Origin of the sequence: Streptomyces venetus, from assembly GCF_039540295.1 — a bacterium.
Classification (GTDB): Bacteria; Actinomycetota; Actinomycetes; order Streptomycetales; family Streptomycetaceae; genus Streptomyces; species Streptomyces venetus.
Genome location: NZ_BAABET010000005.1, coordinates 464,260 through 485,347 on the forward strand (window position 1 = coordinate 464,260; position 21,088 = coordinate 485,347).

General features: G+C 71.3%; 22 protein-coding genes and 1 riboswitch. Of the genes, 10 read left to right on the plus strand and 12 right to left on the minus strand.

Translation table 11 applies throughout. The features are described 5' to 3' along the window. Position 1: 1 nt before the first annotated feature. Positions 2-1,054, plus strand: coding sequence for a GNAT family N-acetyltransferase (locus ABEA82_RS19200; RefSeq protein ID WP_345662940.1), 1,053 nt, complete (start codon positions 2-4; stop codon positions 1,052-1,054). Here ABEA82_RS19200 and ABEA82_RS19205 read toward each other — a convergent pair. Together ABEA82_RS19205 and ABEA82_RS19210 are read right to left on the minus strand one after the other, a co-directional pair. Beyond that, positions 1,027-1,314, minus strand: coding sequence for a DUF4031 domain-containing protein (locus ABEA82_RS19205; protein ID WP_345662773.1), 288 nt, complete (start codon positions 1,312-1,314; stop codon positions 1,027-1,029). The two genes, ABEA82_RS19200 and ABEA82_RS19205, sit on opposite strands and share 28 nt — an antisense overlap. 7 nt (positions 1,315-1,321) lie before the next feature. Next, positions 1,322-1,705 (minus strand): hypothetical protein, encoded by a 384-nt coding sequence (locus tag ABEA82_RS19210; protein ID WP_345662774.1) that lies wholly within the window; start codon positions 1,703-1,705, stop codon positions 1,322-1,324. A 55-nt stretch (positions 1,706-1,760) separates the two neighbouring features. Between ABEA82_RS19210 and ABEA82_RS19215 the strand changes: the two genes are divergently transcribed. Together ABEA82_RS19215 and murQ are read left to right on the plus strand one after the other, a co-directional pair. Next, on the plus strand, positions 1,761-2,696 hold the full coding sequence (locus ABEA82_RS19215) for a MurR/RpiR family transcriptional regulator (RefSeq protein WP_423655642.1): 936 nt from the start codon (positions 1,761-1,763) through the stop codon (positions 2,694-2,696). Between the two features lie 46 nt (positions 2,697-2,742). Further along, on the plus strand, positions 2,743-3,684 hold the full coding sequence (murQ, locus tag ABEA82_RS19220; protein WP_345662775.1) for an N-acetylmuramic acid 6-phosphate etherase: 942 nt from the start codon (positions 2,743-2,745) through the stop codon (positions 3,682-3,684). A 63-nt stretch (positions 3,685-3,747) separates the two neighbouring features. Here the strand turns inward: murQ and ABEA82_RS19225 are convergent, their stop codons facing one another. The 3 genes from ABEA82_RS19225 to ABEA82_RS19235 all read right to left on the minus strand — a co-directional run bounded on the left by ABEA82_RS19225 (position 3,748) and on the right by ABEA82_RS19235 (position 5,788). Further along, positions 3,748-4,551 (minus strand): MerR family transcriptional regulator, encoded by an 804-nt coding sequence (locus ABEA82_RS19225; protein WP_345662776.1) that lies wholly within the window; start codon positions 4,549-4,551, stop codon positions 3,748-3,750. Beyond that, positions 4,544-5,080: a VOC family protein gene (locus tag ABEA82_RS19230; protein WP_345662777.1), complete on the minus strand. Its 537-nt coding sequence runs from the start codon at positions 5,078-5,080 to the stop codon at positions 4,544-4,546. Before ABEA82_RS19230 ends, ABEA82_RS19225 begins: the two co-directional genes overlap by 8 nt. Positions 5,081-5,146: 66 nt before the next feature. After that, positions 5,147-5,788, minus strand: coding sequence for a hypothetical protein (locus ABEA82_RS19235; RefSeq protein ID WP_345662778.1), 642 nt, complete (start codon positions 5,786-5,788; stop codon positions 5,147-5,149). Between the two features lie 216 nt (positions 5,789-6,004). Here ABEA82_RS19235 and ABEA82_RS19240 point away from each other — a divergent pair, with 216 nt between their 5' ends. Continuing rightward, entirely contained in the window at positions 6,005-6,577 is a 573-nt protein-coding gene (locus tag ABEA82_RS19240) for a hypothetical protein (RefSeq protein ID WP_345662779.1), read from the plus strand. 126 nt (positions 6,578-6,703) lie between these two features. Here ABEA82_RS19240 and ABEA82_RS19245 read toward each other — a convergent pair whose 3' ends face one another. From ABEA82_RS19245 to thrC, 5 genes are all read right to left on the minus strand, one after another. Further along, positions 6,704-7,831, minus strand: a complete 1,128-nt coding sequence (locus ABEA82_RS19245) for an NADH:flavin oxidoreductase (RefSeq protein WP_345662780.1) — start codon at positions 7,829-7,831, stop codon at positions 6,704-6,706. A gap of 182 nt (positions 7,832-8,013) precedes the next feature. Beyond that, the gene (gene groL / locus ABEA82_RS19250; RefSeq protein ID WP_053672570.1) at positions 8,014-9,636 is read right to left on the minus strand and encodes a chaperonin GroEL; all 1,623 of its coding nucleotides are present in this window, start codon (positions 9,634-9,636) and stop codon (positions 8,014-8,016) included. 332 nt (positions 9,637-9,968) lie between these two features. Then, positions 9,969-10,172: a cold-shock protein gene (locus ABEA82_RS19255; protein ID WP_003949956.1), complete on the minus strand. Its 204-nt coding sequence runs from the start codon at positions 10,170-10,172 to the stop codon at positions 9,969-9,971. Positions 10,173-10,620: 448 nt separating this feature from the next. Next, positions 10,621-10,896, minus strand: coding sequence for a ubiquitin-like small modifier protein 1 (locus ABEA82_RS19260; protein WP_030243208.1), 276 nt, complete (start codon positions 10,894-10,896; stop codon positions 10,621-10,623). 86 nt (positions 10,897-10,982) lie between these two features. Then, positions 10,983-12,269: a threonine synthase gene (thrC, locus tag ABEA82_RS19265; RefSeq protein ID WP_345662782.1), complete on the minus strand. Its 1,287-nt coding sequence runs from the start codon at positions 12,267-12,269 to the stop codon at positions 10,983-10,985. An 18-nt stretch (positions 12,270-12,287) separates the two neighbouring features. Continuing rightward, positions 12,288-12,443: riboswitch (SAM riboswitch) on the minus strand. Between the two features lie 155 nt (positions 12,444-12,598). Here thrC and ABEA82_RS19270 point away from each other — a divergent pair. From ABEA82_RS19270 to otsB, 3 genes are all read left to right on the plus strand, one after another. Continuing rightward, positions 12,599-13,543, plus strand: coding sequence for a glucosyl-3-phosphoglycerate synthase (locus ABEA82_RS19270; protein WP_345662783.1), 945 nt, complete (start codon positions 12,599-12,601; stop codon positions 13,541-13,543). Between the two features lie 73 nt (positions 13,544-13,616). Further along, positions 13,617-15,005: an alpha,alpha-trehalose-phosphate synthase (UDP-forming) gene (locus tag ABEA82_RS19275; RefSeq protein WP_345662784.1), complete on the plus strand. Its 1,389-nt coding sequence runs from the start codon at positions 13,617-13,619 to the stop codon at positions 15,003-15,005. A 5-nt stretch (positions 15,006-15,010) separates the two neighbouring features. After that, entirely contained in the window at positions 15,011-15,862 is an 852-nt protein-coding gene (gene otsB / locus ABEA82_RS19280; RefSeq protein WP_345662785.1) for a trehalose-phosphatase, read from the plus strand. 128 nt (positions 15,863-15,990) lie between these two features. Here the strand turns inward: otsB and ABEA82_RS19285 are convergent, their stop codons facing one another. Next, complete coding sequence (locus ABEA82_RS19285; protein ID WP_345662786.1) at positions 15,991-16,239, minus strand: DUF3263 domain-containing protein; 249 nt, start codon at positions 16,237-16,239, stop codon at positions 15,991-15,993. 47 nt (positions 16,240-16,286) lie between these two features. After that, positions 16,287-17,540, minus strand: coding sequence for an ABC transporter substrate-binding protein (locus tag ABEA82_RS19290; RefSeq protein ID WP_345662787.1), 1,254 nt, complete (start codon positions 17,538-17,540; stop codon positions 16,287-16,289). Between the two features lie 153 nt (positions 17,541-17,693). Between ABEA82_RS19290 and ABEA82_RS19295 the strand changes: the two genes are divergently transcribed. From ABEA82_RS19295 to ABEA82_RS19305, 3 genes are all read left to right on the plus strand, one after another. After that, entirely contained in the window at positions 17,694-18,635 is a 942-nt protein-coding gene (locus tag ABEA82_RS19295; protein ID WP_345662788.1) for an ROK family protein, read from the plus strand. Then, entirely contained in the window at positions 18,635-19,846 is a 1,212-nt protein-coding gene (gene nagA, locus ABEA82_RS19300; RefSeq protein ID WP_345662789.1) for an N-acetylglucosamine-6-phosphate deacetylase, read from the plus strand. The genes ABEA82_RS19295 and nagA overlap by 1 nt, the downstream gene beginning before the upstream one ends. A gap of 114 nt (positions 19,847-19,960) precedes the next feature. Further along, positions 19,961-20,890 carry a 1-phosphofructokinase family hexose kinase gene (locus ABEA82_RS19305; protein ID WP_345662790.1) on the plus strand — a complete coding sequence of 310 codons (930 nt, stop codon included), beginning with the start codon at positions 19,961-19,963 and terminating at the stop codon, positions 20,888-20,890. Positions 20,891-21,088 lie beyond the last annotated feature (198 nt).

Below are 21,088 nucleotides of genomic sequence, written 5' to 3' on the forward strand. Positions count from 1 at the left end.
GGTGGAGCGGGCCGTCGACGAGTGCGTCGGCCTTCTGGGGGCGGTCACCGACCGGGACTGGGAGGGGGTGCGGGCCGGGCGGCTGGAGTGGAGCTGCCGGGAGACGGCCGTGCACATCGCCGAGGATCTCATCGGGTACGCGGGGCAGTTGGCCGGGCGGGAGCCCGAGAGCTACACGCCCTTCGAGATGTCGCTGGAGGAGGGGACCGACAACGCGGGCGCGGTGCGGGTGATCCGCACGATGGGGGCCCTGTTCGCCGCCGCGATCCGCACGACGCCGCGCGAGGTGCGGGCCTTCCATCCGTATCCGTTCCGCAGCGCGAACCGTGAGGGGTTCGCGGCGATGGGCGTGGCCGAGGTGCTGCTGCACACCCACGACGTGGCCGAGGGGCTGGGCGTGGCGTTCGAGCCGGACCCGGAGCTGTGCGACTTCGTCCTCACCCGGATCTTCCCGCACGTGCGGCCCGGCCCGACCCCGTGGCGGACGCTGCTGTGGGCCACCGGCCGCGCCGGCCTGCCCGGCCGCGCCCCGGTCACCGCGTGGCGGTGGAACAACAACCACGTGATCCCCACCGACCGGCTCACGCTCCAGGGCGTCACCCCGGCGGCGGCGAACGACCTGGCCACCGTCGGCGACGGCGGCTTCGAGTGGATCGAGGGCGGCCCGATGGAGGGCACCCGGGTCGGTTCCGGCCTGGTGTTCAAGCAGTACGAGGACGGCGTCCACCGGCCGGAGTGGGGCACGTACGTACTGGTCCGCCGTGAGGACGGCCGCGCGCTCGGCGCCATGGGGTTCCACAGCGTCCCGGACGAGGCGGGCCGGGTGGAGGTCGGCTACGACCTGGTCGAAGCGGCCCGCGGCCACGGCTACGCCACCGAGGCGCTGATCGCGCTGTCGACGTGGGCGCTGAACCGGCCGGAGGCGCGGATCGTGGTCGCGAACGTCGAGCGGGACAACACGCCCTCGCACAACGTCCTCGCCCGCGCCGGGTTCAAGGCCGTCGCGGAGGACGACGAGCAGGTCACCTACGAACTGCGCGAACCCGGCGTCTGAGCCCGGCCCTTCGGCCGGCGCAGCCCCGCCCCGTGCAGCAGCCGCACCACCTCGCGGCTGCTGACCTCCACGGCCCCGGCCTCCACCGCGTCCGCGTACCGCCCGGCGGGGATGTCGTAGTGGTCGCGTTCGAAGGCGCGCCGGGGCACGCCGAGGCGTTCGGCGAAGGTGTGCAGTTCGTCGTAGGAGACGTCGCTGACCAGGTGCGACCACATGCGGCCGTGGCCCGGCCAGGTCGGCGGGTCGATGTAGATCGTCACCAGGGCCTCACGAGGACGCGGCCCCGCCGATGGCCTCGCCCAGCGATCCCACCGCGGCCACCTTCACGCCCGCCTCGCCGCACACCCAGTGCGGGTCGGGCCCCAACTCCGGCTGTACGTCCAGCGCGTGCGGGTCGCCGGTGCCGCACACCGGGCACAGCGGCCAGCGGCCGTAGCGCTCCAGCAGGGCGTCCTGCACGTCCTGGGCGACCAGACCGGCCACGTACGCGGCGCCTTCCGGCCACTGCTCGACCCACCAGCGCCGCTGCACGACGGACTCCTCCACCAGGGACACGACGTCCGCGTCGGCGACGCGTCCCGCCATGAGGTCGGCCAGCACGAGGGCGCGCGCGGCGTGCAGCGCCTGTTCCAGTGGGCTAGTGGGGTCCATGCCCCCATTGTGCGCACTCTTGACCGGGACACCGAGCCGAAAATATCTTTCAGGGGTGACCCGTGAAGTGAAGGAAACTTTCTCAGGTGGTCCCGGGCCCATGGTCGGCACGCTCGGCACCCCGCCCGCGCCCGCCGCCCTCGCGGCCAAGGTCCGCACCCTGGGCCCGTCGATGACGCGTTCCATGCAGCGCGTCGCCGAGGCCGTGGCGGGCGACCCGGCCGGCTGCGCGGCCCTCACGGTCACCGGCCTCGCCGAGCTCACCGGCACCAGCGAGGCGACCGTCGTACGCACCGCCCGGCTGCTGGGCTATCCGGGTTACCGGGACCTGCGCCTGGCCCTCGCCGGCCTCGCCGCGCAGCAGCAGTCCGGCCGCGCCCCGGCCATCACGACGGACATCGCGGTGGACGACCCGATCGCCGACGTGGTCGCGAAGCTCGCCTACGACGAGCAGCAGACCCTCGCCGACACCGCCGCCGGCCTGGACACCGTCCAACTGGGCGCGGCCGTCACCGCGCTGACCGGAGCCCGCCGCACCGACGTGTACGGGGTCGGGGCGTCCGGCCTGGTCGCCCAGGACCTCACGCAGAAGCTGCTGCGCATAGGACTGATGGCGCACGCCCACAGCGACCCGCATCTCGCCGTCACCAACGCCGTGCAACTGCGCGCGGGCGACGTCGCGATCGCCATCACGCACTCCGGTTCGACCGGGGACGTCATCGAGCCGCTGCGGGTCGCCTTCGAGCGCGGGGCGACGACGGTGGCGATCACCGGCCGCCCCGACGGCCCGGTCACCCAGTACGCCGACCACGTCCTCACCACCTCCACCGCGCGGGAGAGCGAGCTGCGCCCCGCGGCGATGTCGTCCCGGACCGGTCAGCTCCTTGTGGTGGACTGCCTCTTCGTGGGGGTGGCGCAGCGGACGTACGAGACGGCGGCGCCGGCGCTCTCGGCGTCGTACGAGGCGCTGGCCCACCGGCACCGTTCCTGAGGCCGCCGCCCCGCCCAGCACCGGAAAGACACGGAAAGAGCCGTCCATGACCTCCACCTCCGACCCCCGCGCCCCCCGCGACCTCAGAACCGAGCTGGAGTCCCTCACCACCGAGGCCTTCCGGCCCGAACTCGCGGACATCGACCGGCTGCCCACGCTCGACATCGCGCGGCTGATGAACGGCGAGGACGCCACCGTGGCCGGGGCGGTCGCGGCGCGGCTGCTGGAGATCGCCGCCGCGATCGACGCCGTGGCGGAGCGGATGGCCCGGGGCGGCCGCCTGGTCTACGCGGGCGCCGGTACGGCGGGCCGGCTGGGTGTCCTGGACGCCTCCGAGTGCCCGCCCACCTTCAACACCGACCCGTCCCGGGTGGTCGGTCTGATCGCGGGCGGTCCGTCCGCCATGGTCACCTCGGTCGAGGGCGCGGAGGACTCCCGGGAACTGGCCCGGGCCGACCTGGACGGCCTCGGCCTGGCCCCGGCCGACACGGTGGTCGGCATCTCCGCCTCCGGCCGCACCCCGTACGCCATCGGCGCCGTCGAGCACGCCCGCGAGCACGGCGCCCTCACCGTCGGCCTCGCCTGCAACGCCGCCAGCCCCCTCGCGGCCGCCGCCGACCACGGCATCGAGATCGTCGTGGGTCCCGAACTGCTCACCGGTTCCACCCGCCTGAAGGCGGGCACGGCACAGAAGCTCGTCCTCAACATGATCTCGACGATCACGATGATCCGCCTGGGCAAGACGTACGGGAACCTGATGGTCGACGTCCGCGCCTCCAACGACAAACTCCGCGCCCGCTCCCACCGCATCGTCGCCCTCGCGACCGGAGCCGACGACAAGGAGATCGAGGAGGCCCTCACCGCCACCGACGGCGAGGTGAAGAACGCGATCCTGACGATCCTGGCCGACGTGGACGGCCCGACGGCGGCGCGGCTGCTGGAGGAATCCGGCGGGCATCTGCGGGCGGCCCTGGCGGCGGCCGGCTGACTCGGCCGGTCCCGGCGAAGCGGCTGTTCCGGCGGAGCGGCCGGCCCCGCGTTCCTGGGCGCTCTACTGCCAGGTCGCGGTGTCGGGGTCGATGCCGTGGGCGCGCGCACTGGCGTCGACGATGCGACGGAACCACGTGGCGAGGCCGGGGCGGATGCCGTCGTAGTGGGCGGCGAATCCCGGATCGGCCTCGTACCTGCGCGCGAGGCAGACCTGCATCTCCCTGCTGAGGGGGAAGTACGAAGCGAACACCTCGCGGTGCCGCTCGACGAGCCGATCCGCTTCCGGGCTGCCCGGTGTGACGCCGGCGTCCATCGCGTCCCCGAGTGCGCGGTCGACGCCGGCCACCGCGTCGGTGACGGCCCGCCATTCCTCCGGACCGCGAGAGGCGGAGCGTTCGGCGTACTGCTGCCACTGCGTCGTGTCTCCGTAGCGCTGACGGGCTTGGGCGGGCCAGTCCGCGTTCCACTCGGGGCCGAAGAGCGCGGCCTGCTGCTCGGCGGTCAGCAGCAGGCCGCGCTCATGGGCGTCGATCATCCGGTCCAGCCCGGCGCTGAGCTGCTGGAGGCGCTCGATCCGTTCGGCGACCTGGCGGCGCTGCGCCCGCAACGCGCTCGGCACGTCCGCGGTCGAGTCGTCCAGGATGGCCCCGATCTTGTCCAGGCCGAGACCGATCTCCCGGTAGACGACGATGCGGTGCAGGCGTTCCAGATCACCCGTGGTGTAGAGCCGGTATCCGGCAGCGGTGCGCAGTGACGGTCGCGCCAGACCGATCTCGTCCCAGTGGTGCAGCGCGCGGACCGTCACGCCCAGCAGCGCCGAGACCTGACCGACGGTCAGGCCGTCGACGTCAGTGACTTCAGGCATGCTCCTCATTGTCGCCGCGACCGACGCCCGGTGGGGTGATGCCGACTGCTTCAAGGTCCTTCGCCTCCTGGCCGGCCGGATCGACGACCCTCGCCGCGGTGAAGACGATCCGTGCGTTCTCGGGGGTGATCACCTCCACGTCGCGGGTGGTCCAGGGGGTGTCCCGTGGACCGTCGACCGAGTCCGGCCGCAGCGCACGACAGGCCTCGGCGATGGAGTCGACCTGGTCGAGCACGCACGCGAAACTGACGCTCATCGCGGGTGCCCGCTCCGGAACGCTCTCCGCCGAGACGAGGAGTACGTCCTGGAACGCCCACCGGCGCAGGTGCACCACCGTGCCGGGGATGCTGAACAGCTGGAAGAACCCCAGCCCACCAGCCCAGAAGTCCGCCGAGGCCGCCAGATCGGTCGTGGGGATCGTCACGAACGCGGGCATCCCGTAGATGCCGCGGAACGGCTCCGGCGCGACCGCGTCGGGGCCGGGAGGGGGCACGGGACTCATCTCGAACGCGTTGTAGTAGTCGCTCATGCACCCCACCTTCCGGCCTCACGCAGCGTGAGGGTCAAGCCGGTTCGTGGAGCTGGTTCCGGGACCTCAGCCCCGGCGGCGCTGCCCGGCGTAGAAGGTGCCCGCGGCGACGAGCAGCGTCAGTGCGGCGCTGACCGCGAGCGTGATCTCGGTGGTGTTCCGCTGGTCGGGGCTGTCGGGCAGCCTGGGGTCGAGCAGCCCGAGGGGATCCTTGAGGATCTCGACGCGGTCGCCAGGCCGTGCCTGCCCGAAGCAGTTCTCCTGCTGGGACACCTCGTACGTCTTCCGGTCCCCGCCGAGCTCCCGAAGCGTGCAGAACATGTCCGGCCCGCGCCGCTGGTCCCGGTCGGCCACCCGGGTCACCACGGCGTCGACGGGCTCTCCGACGGCCTTCATGTACCCCTCGTACGCGGCGGGCCCGGCGAACAGCATCAGCGCGAAGCCGCCGAAGGAGACGAGCGTCGCCGCCCCGGCCCGGTGCCAGGATCCCCCGACGACACAGGCGGCGACCGCGATGGTCGCCAGCGCGACGACCACGCCGAGCCACGTCGCCCACTGCGCGAGCACGGAACCGAGCAGCAGCAGCGCCGGCACCAGCACGGCCCACAGCGCGGAACTGACGGCTTTGCGCCCACCGGACGGGACCGGCCCCGAAGTCCCCGTCCCTCCTGCGCCGTCGGCCGCCACAGCCGTGCTGGACGCGCTCATGTCCCGGGTCCCCCTGGTCACTCGGACGTTCGATGGCGCCCGCCACGATATACAACGCGGTCCGCGCCCCGGCTCACCGCAACCGCGCGAGCGTGCGGTCCCGCCGGAACGCCAGTTCCCGGGCAACGGCCCGGCCCGCCGCCACGCCGGCTGCTCGGACGGGTCGTCACGGTTCGCGGCTCCGGTGACGGCCTTCTCGTGGTCGACAATGGACGTATGAACCACGCCCAGCTCACCGCCCTAGGCCGTGCCCTCCGTCTTCTCGGGGAGCACGGCGAAGCTCTGGGGTCCGACACCCCGGACGCCAAGCTGCACGAGGTCAAGGCGGATCTGAAGCGGGCCTTGGAGCTGCTGGAGGAGAGCGTCACGGCCGCCAAGCCCACGACACGCTGCCCCGAGCATCCGAACGGCCCCGTCGACAAGGGCGCTCCCGACCTCTGTCTGCTGTGCGAGACGCGGCGCCGGGCCGCCCGCCGGGACGAGTTCAACGGGCCCGGCCCGAACCCCGAGCAGCCCGTCGAACCCGTGCAGTCCCGTTACGGCGTGCGAGGCGACCGCCCCCAGCCCCAGCAGCGCTGGCTGGCGGAGCTGTGGAACGGCCAGGCCTGGCAGTTGTGCGGCACCCCGCGCCGGGACCGCCGGGAGGCCGAGCTGTTCATCGCCGCGCAGCGCCGTGCGCCCCGGGCCGCGATGGCGTACCGGCTGGTGCACGAGTTCACCGACTACGAGGTGCTGCGGGTGTGGGGGACGCCGGTGCGGGTCGACATCGAGCCGATGGGCAACCTGTAGCGCGCCGCCGTTCCCGGGGGCCTGCCGGGTCGGTCGCACCGGCGGTCGGCCGGACCACCGGTGCGGGACTCCTCGGAGGAACCGCCCGTCACGGGCGGAACCCGGTCGTCGTCATGGATTCCGGGGTCAGCTGAGGGACTTCAGCGCCGCCGCGTCGTACGGCGCCAGCTCCTCGAAGCGGCCGTCGAGCACCTTCTGGGCCCACTGCGGGTCCTGGAGCAGCGCCCGGCCGACGGCGACCATGTCGAACTCGTCGCGCTCGAAGCGGTCGAGGAGGTTGTCGAGGTCGCCGACCTCGGCGCCCTGGCCCTGGAAGGCCTTGAGGAAGTCACCGTTCAGGCCGACCGAGCCGACGGTGATGGTGGGCTTGCCGGTGAGCTTCTTGGTCCAGCCCGCGAGATTGAGGTCGGAGCCGTCGAACTCGGGGACCCAGTAACGGCGGGTGGAGGCGTGGAAGGCGTCGACGCCGGCCGCCGCGAGCGGGGTCAGGATGGCCTCCAGCTCCTCGGGGGTCTCGGCGAGACGGGCGTCGTAGGCCTCCTGCTTCCACTGGGAGTAGCGGAAGATGACGGGGAAGTCGGCGGAGACGCTCTCGCGGACGGCCGCGACGATCTCCTCCGAGAACTTGGCGCGGGCGACCCGGTCACCGCCGTAGGCGTCGGTGCGGCGGTTGGTGCCCTCCCAGAGGAACTGGTCGAGCAGGTAGCCGTGGGCGCCGTGGAGCTCCACGCCGTCGAAGCCGATGCGCTCGGCGGCGGCCGCGGCCTCGGCGAACGCGCCGATGACGGCGTCGATGTCGGCCTGGGTCATGGCCTTGCCGGTGGGCTCCGTAGCGCCGATGCGCAGCCCGGAGGGGCCGACGGCGGGGGCGTCCGCGACCGGCGGCTCGCCCTGGTTGCGGACCATGCCGATGTGCCACAGCTGGGGCACGATCGTGCCGCCCGCCGCGTGCACGGCCTCGGCGACCTTCGCCCAGCCCGCGAGCTGCTCCTCACCGTGGAAGCGGGGGACGCGGTCGCTCTGGCCGGCCGAGTCGTGGCCGACGTAGGTGCCCTCGGTGACGATCAGGCCGACTCCGGCGGCGGCGCGGCGCGCGTAGTACGACAGCACGTCCTCACCCGGGACGCCGCCCGGGGAGAACATGCGGGTCATCGGTGCCATCACGATCCGGTTCGGGACGGTCAGACCGCCCAGCGAAACGGGCCGGGACAGGATCTCGGCGGCGCGGGATGCGGCGGAGGCAGAGACAGTCACGTGGGGACTCCTCGGGAGGTACCGGTCAGTATGTGCATACGCATTGGATGCACATTCCAACAGCCCCGCCCCGCCACGGCATCCCGCCCGTGCTGTGATCCCGCACACGCCCGAGGGCGGCACCCCCTGTCGGAACAGGGGGTGCCGCCCTCGGCAAGGACGTTGATCAGCCGTCAGGCGGATCAGAAGTCCATGTCACCGCCCGGCATGCCGCCGCCGGCGGGCGCGGCGGCCTTCTCCGGCTTGTCGGCGATGACGGCCTCGGTGGTGAGGAACAGCGCGGCGATGGAGGCGGCGTTCTGCAGCGCGGAACGGGTCACCTTCGCCGGGTCGATGATGCCCTCGGCGATCATGTCGACGTACTCACCGGTCGCGGCGTTCAGGCCGTGGCCGACGGTGAGGTTGCGGACCTTCTCCACGACGACGCCGCCCTCGAGACCACCGTTGACGGCGATCTGCTTCAGCGGGGCCTCCAGCGCGAGCTTCACGGCGTTGGCGCCGGTCGCCTCGTCACCGTCGAGCTCCAGCTTCTCGAAGACCTGGGAGGCCTGGAGCAGGGCCACGCCACCACCGGCGACGATGCCCTCCTCGACGGCCGCCTTGGCGTTGCGCACGGCGTCCTCGATGCGGTGCTTGCGCTCCTTGAGCTCCACCTCGGTGGCGGCACCGGCCTTGATGACCGCGACACCGCCGGCGAGCTTCGCCAGGCGCTCCTGCAGCTTCTCGCGGTCGTAGTCCGAGTCGCTGTTCTCGATCTCGGCGCGGATCTGGTTGACGCGGCCCTGGACCTGGTCGGCGGAGCCGGCACCGTCGACGATGGTCGTCTCGTCCTTGGTGATGACCACCTTGCGGGCCTTGCCCAGCAGGTCGAGCGTGGCGTTCTCCAGCTTGAGGCCGACCTCCTCGGAGATCACCTCGCCGCCGGTGAGGATGCCGATGTCCTGCAGCATCGCCTTGCGGCGGTCGCCGAAGCCCGGGGCCTTGACGGCGACGGACTTGAAGGTGCCGCGGATCTTGTTGACGACCAGGGTCGACAGGGCCTCGCCCTCGACGTCCTCGGCGATGATCAGCAGCGGCTTGCCCGACTGCATGACCTTCTCCAGGAGCGGGAGCAGGTCCTTGACGTTCGAGATCTTGGAGTTCGCGATCAGGATGTACGGGTCGTCGAGGACGGCCTCCATACGCTCCATGTCGGTGGCGAAGTACGCCGAGATGTAGCCCTTGTCGAAGCGCATACCCTCGGTGAGCTCCAGCTCCAGACCGAAGGTCTGGGACTCCTCGACGGTGATGACGCCTTCCTTGCCGACCTTGTCCATGGCCTCGGCGATGAGCTCGCCGATCTGGGTGTCGGCGGCGGAGATGGAGGCCGTGGAGGCGATCTGCTCCTTGGTCTCGACGTCCTTCGCCTGCTCCAGCAGGGCGGCGGAGACGGCCTCGACGGCACGCTCGATACCGCGCTTCAGGGCCATCGGGTTGGCGCCGGCGGCTACGTTGCGCAGACCCTCCTTGACCAGGGCCTGGGCGAGAACGGTCGCGGTGGTCGTACCGTCACCGGCGACGTCGTCCGTCTTCTTGGCGACTTCCTTGACCAGCTCGGCGCCGATCTTCTCGTACGGGTCCTCGAGCTCGATCTCCTTGGCGATGGACACACCATCGTTGGTGATCGTGGGGGCGCCCCACTTCTTCTCGAGGACGACGTTGCGGCCCTTGGGGCCGAGCGTCACCTTGACGGCGTCCGCGAGCTGGTTCATGCCGCGCTCGAGGCCGCGCCGCGCCTCCTCGTCGAACGCGATGATCTTGGCCATGTGAAGTGGTCCCTCCAGGACTGGGGGTGATTACTTCGGACCGCGCCCGCGCCCGCGACGGACGGCTCGCCAGCCTCGTGGTTCCTTCCCACCCGGCCTGCGGGCCTCACCGACCCGGTCCTTACGTTGTCACTCTCACCTTCAGAGTGCTAACGCAATGATTAGCACTCGGGCATGGCGAGTGCAAGCGCCTCCCGTGGATCGGGCGGGGCCGTCAGCCACCCGCGAACACCGCCCGGCAGCCCTTTCGAACAGGCCGAAGGGCCCGTACCCCGGGGGGTACGGGCCCTTCAGAGAAGACCTGCCGCTTGCGGTCTGTCGTGGTCGCGCGTTCAGGCAGCCACGCGAACCATGTCGGCCTGTGGGCCCTTCTGGCCCTGCGAGATCTCGAACTCGACCCGCTGGCCCTCTTCAAGGGTGCGGTACCCGTCCATCTGGATCGCGCTGTAGTGGACGAAAACATCCGCACCACCGTCGACCGCGATGAAGCCGTACCCCTTCTCCGCGTTGAACCACTTGACGGTGCCCTGAGCCATGCCTAACTCCCCTATTACTGGCCCTTGCACAGACCCGCACTTCGCGGATCCGGGTCAGACCTCACCCCCCACGGATTGGGGGCGTGCGCCGGAACGCGTCGACCGCGGCTGAATGTATCTGTCCAACTGCCGTCTGCAACAGGTCAATCGGACGAGAATTCCGGACGCGCGGCATCCGGAATGTGGGGAGAATTCGTGTGACTTCAGGGCAAGTCGGGCCACACAAAGGGAACAAAAGCCGCGAAAGACACTCACACTTTGGCTACATCTTGTCGGGCGCGCGGCAGGAATTCAGGGCTCACGATCACGAGATCGGGAGCGTGTTCCCCAACTGTACCGCGCTCAACCACACAGAATTGCCCCCTCCGCTTCTCTCACGGAGGGGGCAATTCGATGAACTCTCGGTAACCGGCGTTACTCCGGGTAACAATCAAGCCGGTCGGCCGGTTCAGCCACCGGCGACCGCCGGGATGATCGACACGCCGGCACCGTCCGGCGTCGCCGTCTCAAGACCCTGCTCGAACCGCACGTCGTCGTCGTTCACGTACACGTTGACGAACCGCCGCAGCTTGCCCTGGTCGTCCAGGACGCGGGCGGCGATCCCGGTGTGGTTCTTCTCGAGATCGGCGATGACCTCCCCGAGGGTCGCCCCGTCGGCGGACACCTCGGCCTGACCGCCGGTGTAGGTACGCAGGATGGTGGGGATGCGGACGGTGACGCTCATGACTTCAAAACCTCCAGTTGGGAATCGCCCTCAGGGGCGCGGGGAACTGCGCGACCAGCCCCCCACCGGCCCGCAGCGAACAACGATCAGACGAGCCCGGCATCCCGGAACGAGTCCAGGTTGGGCCGAATGGTCGCAGTCAGCCCCGTGCCCGCCACCGCGTCCAGCGTCTTCAGACCATCCCCGGTGTTGAGCACGACAGTGGTCTTGGTGGGGTCGAGCACCCCGTTCTCGATCAACTTGCGCGCAACACCCACCGTCACACCCCCGGCCGTCTCCGCGAAGATCCCCTCGGTCCGCGCGAGCAGCTTGATCGCATCCACGACCTGCTCGTCGTTCACGTCCTCCACCGCACCACCCGTACGGCGCGCGATGTCCAGCACGTACGGCCCGTCCGCCGGGTTGCCGATCGCCAGGGACTTGGCGATGGTGTCCGGCTTCTGCGGGCGGACCACGTCGTGCCCGGCCTTGAACGCCGTCGACACCGGCGAACAGCCGAGCGCCTGCGCACCGAAGATCTTGTACGGCTTGTCCTCGACCAGCCCGAGCTTGATCAGCTCCTGAAGACCCTTGTCGATCTTCGTGAGCTGCGAGCCGGAGGCGATCGGCACGACCAGCTGGTCCGGGAGCTGCCAGCCGAGCTGCTCGCAGATCTCGTACGCGAGGGTCTTCGACCCCTCCGCGTAGTACGGACGCAGGTTGACGTTGACGAAGCCCCAGCCCTCGCCGGCCGGGTCCCCGATGAGCTCCGAGCAGAAGCGGTTCACGTCGTCGTAGTTGCCCTCGATGCCGACGAGCTCGCCGCCGTAGACCGCGGCCATGACGACCTTGCCCTGCTCCAGGTCGTGCGGGATGAACACGCAGGAGCGGAAGCCGGCGCGGGCCGCCGCCGCGCCCACCGCGCCGGCGAGGTTGCCGGTGGAGGAGCAGGACAGCGTGGTGAAGCCGAAGGCGCGGGCGGCCTCCAGGGCCTGGGCGACGACGCGGTCCTTGAAGGAGTGCGTCGGGTTGCCGGAGTCGTCCTTGACGAAGAGCTTGCCCGCGTCGACGCCGAGCTCGCGCGCCAGGTTGTCGGCCTTGACGAGCTGGGTCCAGCCCGGGTTGATGTTCGGCTTGTCCGCCACGTCGGCCGGGACCGGCAGCAGCGGGGCGTAGCGCCAGATGTTCGCGGGGCCCGCCTCGATGCGCTTGCGGAGCTCTTCGGTGTCGTAGGCCGAGAAGTCGTAGGCGATCTCCAGCGGGCCGAAACACTCCTCGCATGCGAAGACCGGGCCGAGGGGCACGCGGTGGCCGCACTCGCGGCAGCTCAGGGCGGCGGCGGGGCCGAGGTCGACGGTGGTGTTCGTGGTGCTTGCAACAGTCTGCGCAGCCATATGAGGCGAGGCCCTTTCTCCTCATCTTCCTCACGACGCATCTCGCCGTGAGACGGATTTGGCACCTTCCCTAGTCGGGAGCCTCGCGAAGTGGTCGCCAGTGACCTACGAGTACCGACTGGAGGGTTGCCGGGGCTTCATCGGGCCGTTTCCCTCTGCCCCTCTGGATGAGCTGTATGTGGTTGTAAACAGCGGTTGACCCCGGACATGCGTTGGTCACCCGCGTTGTTCAAGACTGTAACCGACGACCAGGACAGTTGAGATAGTCGTCCGAACCGCGAGATGGATCACAGGTCCGTCCCGCCGAGAGAACCCAGAGGAGCGCCACGGTGCTGGAAGAAGTCGAGCGCTGGCTGAGCACCCGTTCCTGGTCCGCGGCCGATCGCCCGCTCCACCAGATACTGGCAGCCAAGCAGCGCACGGGCCAGACGGTCAGCGTCGTACTGCCCGCGCTCAACGAGGAGGAGACCGTCGGCGACATCGCCGCCGTCATCCGCCACGACCTGATGCGGCAGGTCCCGCTCGTCGACGAGCTGGTCGTCGTCGACTCGGGCTCGACCGACCGTACGTCGGAGGTGGCCGCCGCCGCGGGCGCGACGGTGGTGCACCGGGACGCGATACTCCCGCGCCTGCCGGCCGTGCCCGGCAAGGGCGAGGTGCTGTGGCGTGCGCTGCTCGCGACCAGCGGGGACGTCGTCTGCTTCGTCGACGCCGACCTCAGGGACTTCTCGTCCGAGTTCGTCTCCGGGATCGTGGGCCCGCTGCTCACCGACCCGGACGTCGACCTGGTGAAAGGCATGTACGACCGCCCCCTGGGGGGCGCCAGCGGGCAGGGCGGCCGGGTCACCGAGCTGATGGCCAGGCCGCTGCTCAACATGCACTGGCCGCAGCTGGCCGGGTTCGTGCAGCCGCTCGGCGGCGAGTACGCGGCCCGCCGCTCGCTGCTGGAGCAGCTGCCGTTCCCCGTCGGGTACGGCGTCGAGCTGGGCATGCTGGTCGACGCCCTGCACCTGGTGGGGCTCGACGCACTCGCCCAGGTGGACGTCGGGGTGCGCAAGCACCGGCACCAGGACGGGCAGGCGCTGGGCCGGATGGCCGCCGCGATCTACCGCACGGCCCAGCTGCGGCTGGCCCGCGGGCACCTGGTCCGGCCGTCCCTGACCCAGTTCGAGCGGGGCGAGGACGGCTTCGAGCCGCGTACCTACTCGGTGGACACCGAGGAGCGTCCGCCGATGGTGGAGATCGCCGAGTACCAGGCGCGGCGGGCGGCCTGACCGGGGCCGTTTTCGGCCGGGTGGGGCAGGTCCGTACGTTTGAGCGTTTCCTGGCCGGGCTAGGTTGAGGCTTATGGCTTCAACGTACGGTGCTGCCCAGGTGCTGGTGGCCTCCAACCGCGGCCCGGTCTCTTACACGGTCGGCGAGGACGGTTCGCTGAACGCCAAGCGCGGCGGCGGCGGGCTGGTCTCCGGGCTCTCCGCGATCGGCTCGGACGCGGACGCGCTGTGGGTGTGCTCGGCGCTGTCCGACGGCGACCGCGAGGCGGTCCGGCGTGGCGTCGGCGAGGACGGCGTGCGGATGCTGGACATCCCGGCCGACGTGCACGCGGACGCGTACAACGGCATCGCGAACTCGGTGCTGTGGTTCGTGCACCACATGCTGTACCAGACGCCGCTGGAGCCGGTCTTCGACGCGGAGTTCCGGCGGCAGTGGACGTCGTACGAGACGTACAACCGGGCGTTCGCCGAGGCGCTGGCGGAAGAGGCGGCGCAGGGCGCGGCGGTCGTGGTGCAGGACTACCACTTGACGCTGGTGCCGGGCATGCTCCGCGAGCTGCGGCCCGACCTGCGCATCGGCCACTTCTCGCACACGCCGTGGGCGCCGCCCGAGTACTTCCGGATGCTGCCGGACGACGTGGCCGGGCAGGTGCTGCGCGGCATGCTGGGCGCGGACCGGCTGGGCTTCCTCACACGGCGCTGGGCGGACGCGTTCGAGGCGTGCGCCGAGCGGTTCGCCGGCGGGCTCGGCGGCACGCGGATCGGCGTGCACGGGCTGGGGGCCGACGCGGACTTCCTGCGCAAGCGGGCGCACGAGCAGGACGTCGAGGAGCGGATCGTGGCGCTCCGCCAGGAGATCGGCGAGGGCCGACGCACCATCGTCCGGGTCGACCGCACCGAGCTGTCGAAGAACATCGTCCGCGGCCTGCTCGCCTACCGGCGGCTGCTGGAGACCCATGCCGAGTGGCGCGAGCGGGTGGTGCACGTCGCCTTCGCGTACCCGTCGCGGCAGGACCTCGCGGTGTACCGGGACTACACGGCGGAGGTGCAGCGGCTGGCGGACGAGATCAACGCCGAGTACGGGACACCGGGCTGGACCCCGGTCGTCCTGCACGTCAAGGACGACTTCGCCCGCTCACTGGCCGCGTACCGGCTGGCCGACGTGGCCCTCGTCAACCCCATCCGCGACGGCATGAACCTCGTCGCCAAGGAGGTCCCGGTGCTCTCCGAGACCGGCTGCGCGCTGGTGCTGTCGCGGGAGGCCGGGGCCTACGAGGAGCTCGGCGAGGACGCGATCACGGTGAACCCCTACGACGTCACCGGCACGGCGACGGCCCTGCACGAGGCCCTGTCGATGGGCCCGGGGGAACGCGCGGAACGCGCCAAGCGCCTCGCGGCGGCGGCCACCGCACTGCCGCCCGCGCAGTGGTTCCTGGACCAGCTCGACGCGCTGAGGAGCTGATCATCATGACCGGCTCGTCCCCCGGCCCCACGCTGCCGGAACCCGCCACACAGCCCGGGCGCGAAGGTCTCGACGCCCTCCTCGCGCATCCGGGCAAGGCCCTGATCGGGCTCGACTTCGACGGAACGCTCGCCCCGATCGTGGCCGACCCCGAGAAGGCCCGGGCCCACCCCGAGGCCCTGTCCGCGCTGGCCGCGCTCGCGCCGAAGGTCGCCGCCGTGGCGGTGATCACGGGGCGGCCCGCCGAGGTGGCGGTGCGCAACGGCGGATTCGCGGACGTACCCGGGCTGGAACACCTCGTCGTCCTGGGGCACTACGGCGCCGAGCGGTGGGACGCCCGCAGCGGCCAGACCAGCGCCCCCGAACCGCACCCCGGCGTCGCCGCGGTCCGTGCCGAGCTGCCCGAGCTCCTCGACCGGCTCGGCGCCTCGCAGGGGACCTGGATCGAGGAGAAGGGCCGGGCGGTGGCCGTGCACACCCGCCGGGCCGCCGATCCGCAGGCCGCCCTGGACTCCCTGCGCGAACCGCTCGCCGGACTGGCGTCCCGCCACGGCCTGATCGTCGAGCCCGGCCGCATGGTCCTCGAACTCCGCCCGCCCGGCATGGACAAGGGCGTCGCGCTCACCGCCTTCGCCCGCGAGATCACCGCCGGATCCGTCCTCTACGCCGGCGACGACCTGGGCGACCTCCCCGCCTACGCCGCCGTCGAAAAACTCCGCTCGAACGGCACCCCGGGCCTACTGGTGTGCAGCGGCAGTGACGAGGTGACCGAGCTCAGGGATCGGTCGGACCTCGTGGTGGACGGCCCACAGGGTGTGGTGCACCTACTGCGAACTCTGGCAGCCCGACTCGGCTGACCGTCGTCACGAACAGTGGGGCACGCCCTCAGGGGCGCGGGGAACTGCGCGGGCGCAGCCCCTCAGGGGCGCGGGGAACTGCGCGAACAACCACAACGCTGCCCGCACCCGCACCCGCACACCACGCCTCAGCGCTCCCCCCGCCGCATCTCCCGCACGCGCCGCAACCGATTCACCGTCACCGGGTCATGGGCCAACGCCCGCGCATCGTCCAACAGCGCGTTGAGCAGCTGGTAATACCGCACAGGCGCAAGCCCCAACTCCTCCCGCACCGCCCGCTCCTTCGCGCCGGGCCCGGGAAACCCACGACGTTCGAGCGCGAGGATCTCCCGCTCCACACGCCCGAGCCCCATCCCGTCGTCGTACTCCTCGTCCATGCCCGGCACGGTAGCGCCCCCCACCGACAGCGGCAGCGCCACCGGCACTACTCCGCGTTCTCCGCCCGGCTCGCCTCCGCCTGGAGCCGGCTGAGGACGCCCGAGGGGCTGCCACCGGGAGCGACCGCCTTGCCGATCTGCTGCTTCACCTGCGCGCTGACCTCGGCCCAGGAGGTCTTGCCGGCCGGGTACAGCTCGGAGGACGGCAGCTCGTCCAGGAACGTCCTGAGGTGCCGGTCCTGGCCCGAGGCGGCCATGGCCGAGGACGCGGAGCTGGTGACCGGCAGCAGGTCGTACTCCCGGGAGAAGGCCAGCACGTTCTTCTCGCTGTAGACGAAGTCGAGGAAGTCGCCGACCTGGTCGCGATGCCCGTTCTTGCGGAACGCCGTCATCCAGTCGGCGACACCGAGCGTGGAACTGGTCGTCCCCTCCTTGCCCGGCGTCGGCACCATGCCGTACTTCACGCCCGCCTTGGCGGCGATCTTCGCCAGGGACGGGTGCCCGTTGAGCATGCCGACCTCGCCCTTGGCGAAGGCGGCGAACGCCGCGGCCCGGTTGAGCTCGCCGGGCGCGACCGGCCCGGTCAGTCCCTTGCCGACCAGGTCGTCCTTCAGCCAGGAGAAGGTGTCGATGTTCTCCGGGGCGTCGATGCCGTAGCTGTCGACGCTGTCGGTGTAGCCGCCCCCGCCGCTGAGCATCCACTGCATGGTCTCGGCCTGCGCCTCCTCCGGGCCGAGGGGCAGCGCGTAGGGGTACTTCACGCCGTCGGCCTTGAGCGCCTCGGCGTCGTCGGCCAGGTCCTCCCAGGTCTCGGGCGGCGTGATCCCGGCCTTGGCGAAGAGGGTCTTGTTGTAGAAGAGCACACGCGTGGAGGAGGCGAACGGCATGCCGTACTGCACGCCCTTGACCTGTCCCGCGGTGGCCAGCTGCCCGACGAAGTCGGCCTGCACGGGTATGGAGAGCAGGTCGTCTGCCTTGTAGAGCTGGTTCTCGGCCGCGTAGTCGGCGTACGCGCCGATCTGCGCCATGTCCGGCGGGTCACCGGCGGCGACCATCTCCCGGACCTTGCGGTCGACGTCGTTCCAGGAGTAGACGCTGACGTCGATCTCCACGTCCGGGTGCTCGGCCTCGTACTCCTTGACGAGCTTGTCCCAGTACTTCCGCGAGCTGTTGGCCGCGTTGTCGCCGTAGTCGGCGGCGACCAGCTTCAGTGTCAGGTCGGCGGAGCCGCCCGTCATGCCGCAGCCGCCGAGGACCGCCGTCATGCCCAGCGCGGACACCACCGCGATCGTTCCTGCCATCCGCCGCCGCTGCACCGCTGTTCTTCCCCACCCTGGCGTCGCCGCCCGTTACCGTGGCGTTGCCGCCACCGAAAGTTTTCGATATTCGGAATAAGGTCTACACCACGTGAGTGGACTAGACCTCTTGCGGGTCCCCGGGTCACACTGTTCTCCGTGAGACATGTCATCGCCCTCGACGTGGGCGGCACCGGGATGAAGGCCGCCCTGGCCGGGCCGGGGGGCGAGGTACTGCACCGGGCCCGCCGTGCCACCGGACGCGAGCAGGGCCCGGAGGCCGTCGTCGCGGGCATCCTCGACTTCGCCGCCGAGCTGCGCGCCTACGGCGCCGAGCACTTCGGCACACCCGCCGAGGCCGCCGGCGTGGCCGTCCCCGGCATCGTCGACGAGGCCCGGGGCGTCGCCGCCTACGCGGCCAACCTCGGCTGGCGTGACGTCCCGCTGCGCGACCTGCTGGCGGAGCGGCTGGGCGTTCCGGTCGCCCTCGGCCACGACGTGCGCACCGGCGGCCTCGCCGAGGGCCGGGTCGGCGCGGGGCGGGGCGCCGACCGGTTCCTGTTCGTCGCGCTGGGCACCGGCATCGCGGGCGCCATCGGCGTCGACGGCCGGGTCGAGGCGGGCGCGCACGGCTTCGCGGGCGAGATCGGCCACATCGTCGTACGCCCCGGCGGCACCGCCTGCCCGTGCGGACAGTACGGCTGCCTGGAACGCTTCGCCTCGGCGGCGGCGGTGAGCGAGGCCTGGGCCGCGGTCTCGGGCGACCCGGGCGCGGACGCCGCCGACTGCGCGAAGGCGGTGGACTCCGGCGACCCGAAGGCCGAGGCGGTCTGGCAGGAGGCCGTGGCCGCCCTGGCCGACGGCCTGGTCACAGCTCTGACGCTGCTGGATCCCCGCACCCTGATCATCGGGGGTGGGCTGGCGGAGGCGGGAGAGACGTTGTTCACGCCGTTGAGGGAGGCCATCCGGCAGCGGGTCACCTTCCAGAAACAGCCGTCACTCGTCCCGGCGGCGCTGGGTGACACGGCCGGATGTCTCGGTGCTGGGCTCCTGGCCTGGGATCTCCTCGACCACACCGACCGCATGGAGGTAACCCCCTGATGATCAACGCCTCAGGGGCGCGGGGAACTGCGCGACAAGCCCCCACGTACCCGCACCCCGCAACGGCCGGACACCCCACGGTCCTCACCGGCGCGACAGTGGTACTCCCCACCGGATCCGTCGAAAACGGCCAGGTGACGATCGAGGGCACCCACATCACCCGGTCGGCACCGGACAACGCCGAGGTCGTCAACGTCCCCGGCCACTACGTCATCCCCGGCTTCGTCGACCTCCACAACCACGGCGGCGGCGGAGCCTCCTTCACCTCCGGGTCGGTCGACGACATCCTCAAGGGCATCCACACCCACCGCCTGCACGGCACGACCACCCTGGTCGCCTCCACCGTCACCGGCGACATGGACTTCCTCACCCGGCGCGCGGGCCTGCTGAGCGAACTGGCCGAGCAGGGCGACATCGCCGGCATCCACTTCGAGGGCCCGTTCATCTCCCCCTGCCGCAAGGGCGCCCACTCCGAGGACCTCCTGCGCGACCCGGACCCCGCGGAGGTCCGCAAACTGGTCGACGCGGCCCGGGGCCGGGCGAAGATGCTCACGCTGGCCACGGAGCTCCCCGGCGGCCTGGACTCCGTACGCCTCCTGGCCGAGCACGGCGTGATCGCGGCGATCGGCCACACGGACGCGACGTACGAGCAGACGGTCGAGGCCATCGACGCGGGCGCCACGGTCGCCACCCACCTCTTCAACGCGATGCCGCCCCTCGGCCACCGCGCCCCCGGCCCGATCACGGCACTCCTGGAGGACGACCGGATCACGGTGGAGCTGATCAACGACGGCACGCACCTGCACCCCGCCGCACTCCAGCTGGCGTTCCATCACGCGGGCGCAGGCCGGGTCGCGTTCATCACGGACGCGATGGACGCGGCCGGTTTCGGCGACGGCCGTTACTGGCTCGGGCCGCTGGAGGTGGAGGTCGCCGACGGCGTGGCCCGCCTGGTGGCGGACGGCACGATCGCCGGCTCCACCCTCACCCTGGACCGCGCCTTCAAACGGGCGGTCACGGTCGACGGCCTCTCCGTCGAGGACGCCGTGACGGCCCTCTCCGCGAACCCGGCCCGCCTGCTCGGCATGGACGACCGGATCGGCTCCCTGGAGCCCGGCAAGGACGCCGACCTGGTGCTCCTGGACGCCGACTTCGACCTGAAGGGCGTGATGCGCCGGGGCGAATGGGTGGTCCCTCCCCAACTGGGCTGATCCATCCCACAGTCGAGAGACGGTGGCCGACTCCAGGACTGGGCCGACCGCCGTCTCTTTGGCATGATCAGGGAACGTTCACGGCAACAAGCGCGTCTGGGGGAGGTCCGCCCGGTGATCCTCACGGTCACGCTGAACACCGCTCTCGACATCACCTATCGCGTACGGTCCCTCAGGCCGCACGCCTCCCACCGCGTCTCCGAGGTGACGGAACGCCCCGGCGGCAAGGGTGTCAACGTGGCCCGGGTGCTCGCGGCGCTCGGGCACGAGGTGACGGTGACCGGGTTCACGGGCGGGGCGACCGGCCGGGTCGTGCAGGAGAAGCTGGCGTCGGTACCGGGCGTGGTCGACGCGCTGGTCCCGGTCGCGGGCCCGACCCGCCGCACCATCGCGGTGGTCGACGGACAGACCGGCGACACGACACAGCTGAACGAACCCGGCCCCACGATCACACCGTCCGAGTGGTCGGCCTTCCAGGAGGCCTACGAGCACCTGCTCGCCTCCGCCTCGGCGGTGGCCCTGTGCGGCAGCCTCCCACCGGGCGTACCGGTCGGCGCCTACGCGGGCCTGGTCCGCACCGCCCGTTCCTCCGGCATCCCGGTGCTCCTGGACACCAGCGGCGAACCCCTGCGCCGGGGCGTCGCGGCCCGCCCCGACATCATCAAGCCGAACGCCGACGAACTGGCCGAACTCACGGGCTCCCACGACCCCCTGCGAGCCACCCAGGACGCCCGCCGCCGGGGCGCGGGCGCGGTCGTGACCTCCCTCGGCCCCCGAGGCCTCCTCGCCGCCACCCGAGACGGCCGCTGGCACGCCACCCCACCGGCCCCGGTGCGAGGCAACCCGACGGGCGCGGGCGACTCGGCGGTAGCGGGCCTGCTCTCCGGCCTGACCGAACACCTCCCCTGGCCGGCCCGCCTGGCCCGGGCGACGGCCCTGTCGGCGGCGACGGTGCAGGCGCCGGTGGCCGGGGAGTTCGACCGGCGGCTGTACGAGGAACTGCTGGGGCGGGTCACGGTGAACGGAGAGGTCAGCGCAGCCTGAGCCGGGCTACGTCCGAAATACACCTGCTTCCCATACTGCATGACGTCTAAGATCACCGGCGACCAATGATCTACCTCTCACAGGGGGAACACATGCGCAAGTCGACGGTGATCAGGCAGCTCGCAGCTGCGGGCATGGCATCACTTGCACTCGCTCTCTCCACGAGTTCCATAGCCTCGGCGGAGACCGTTCGAGCGG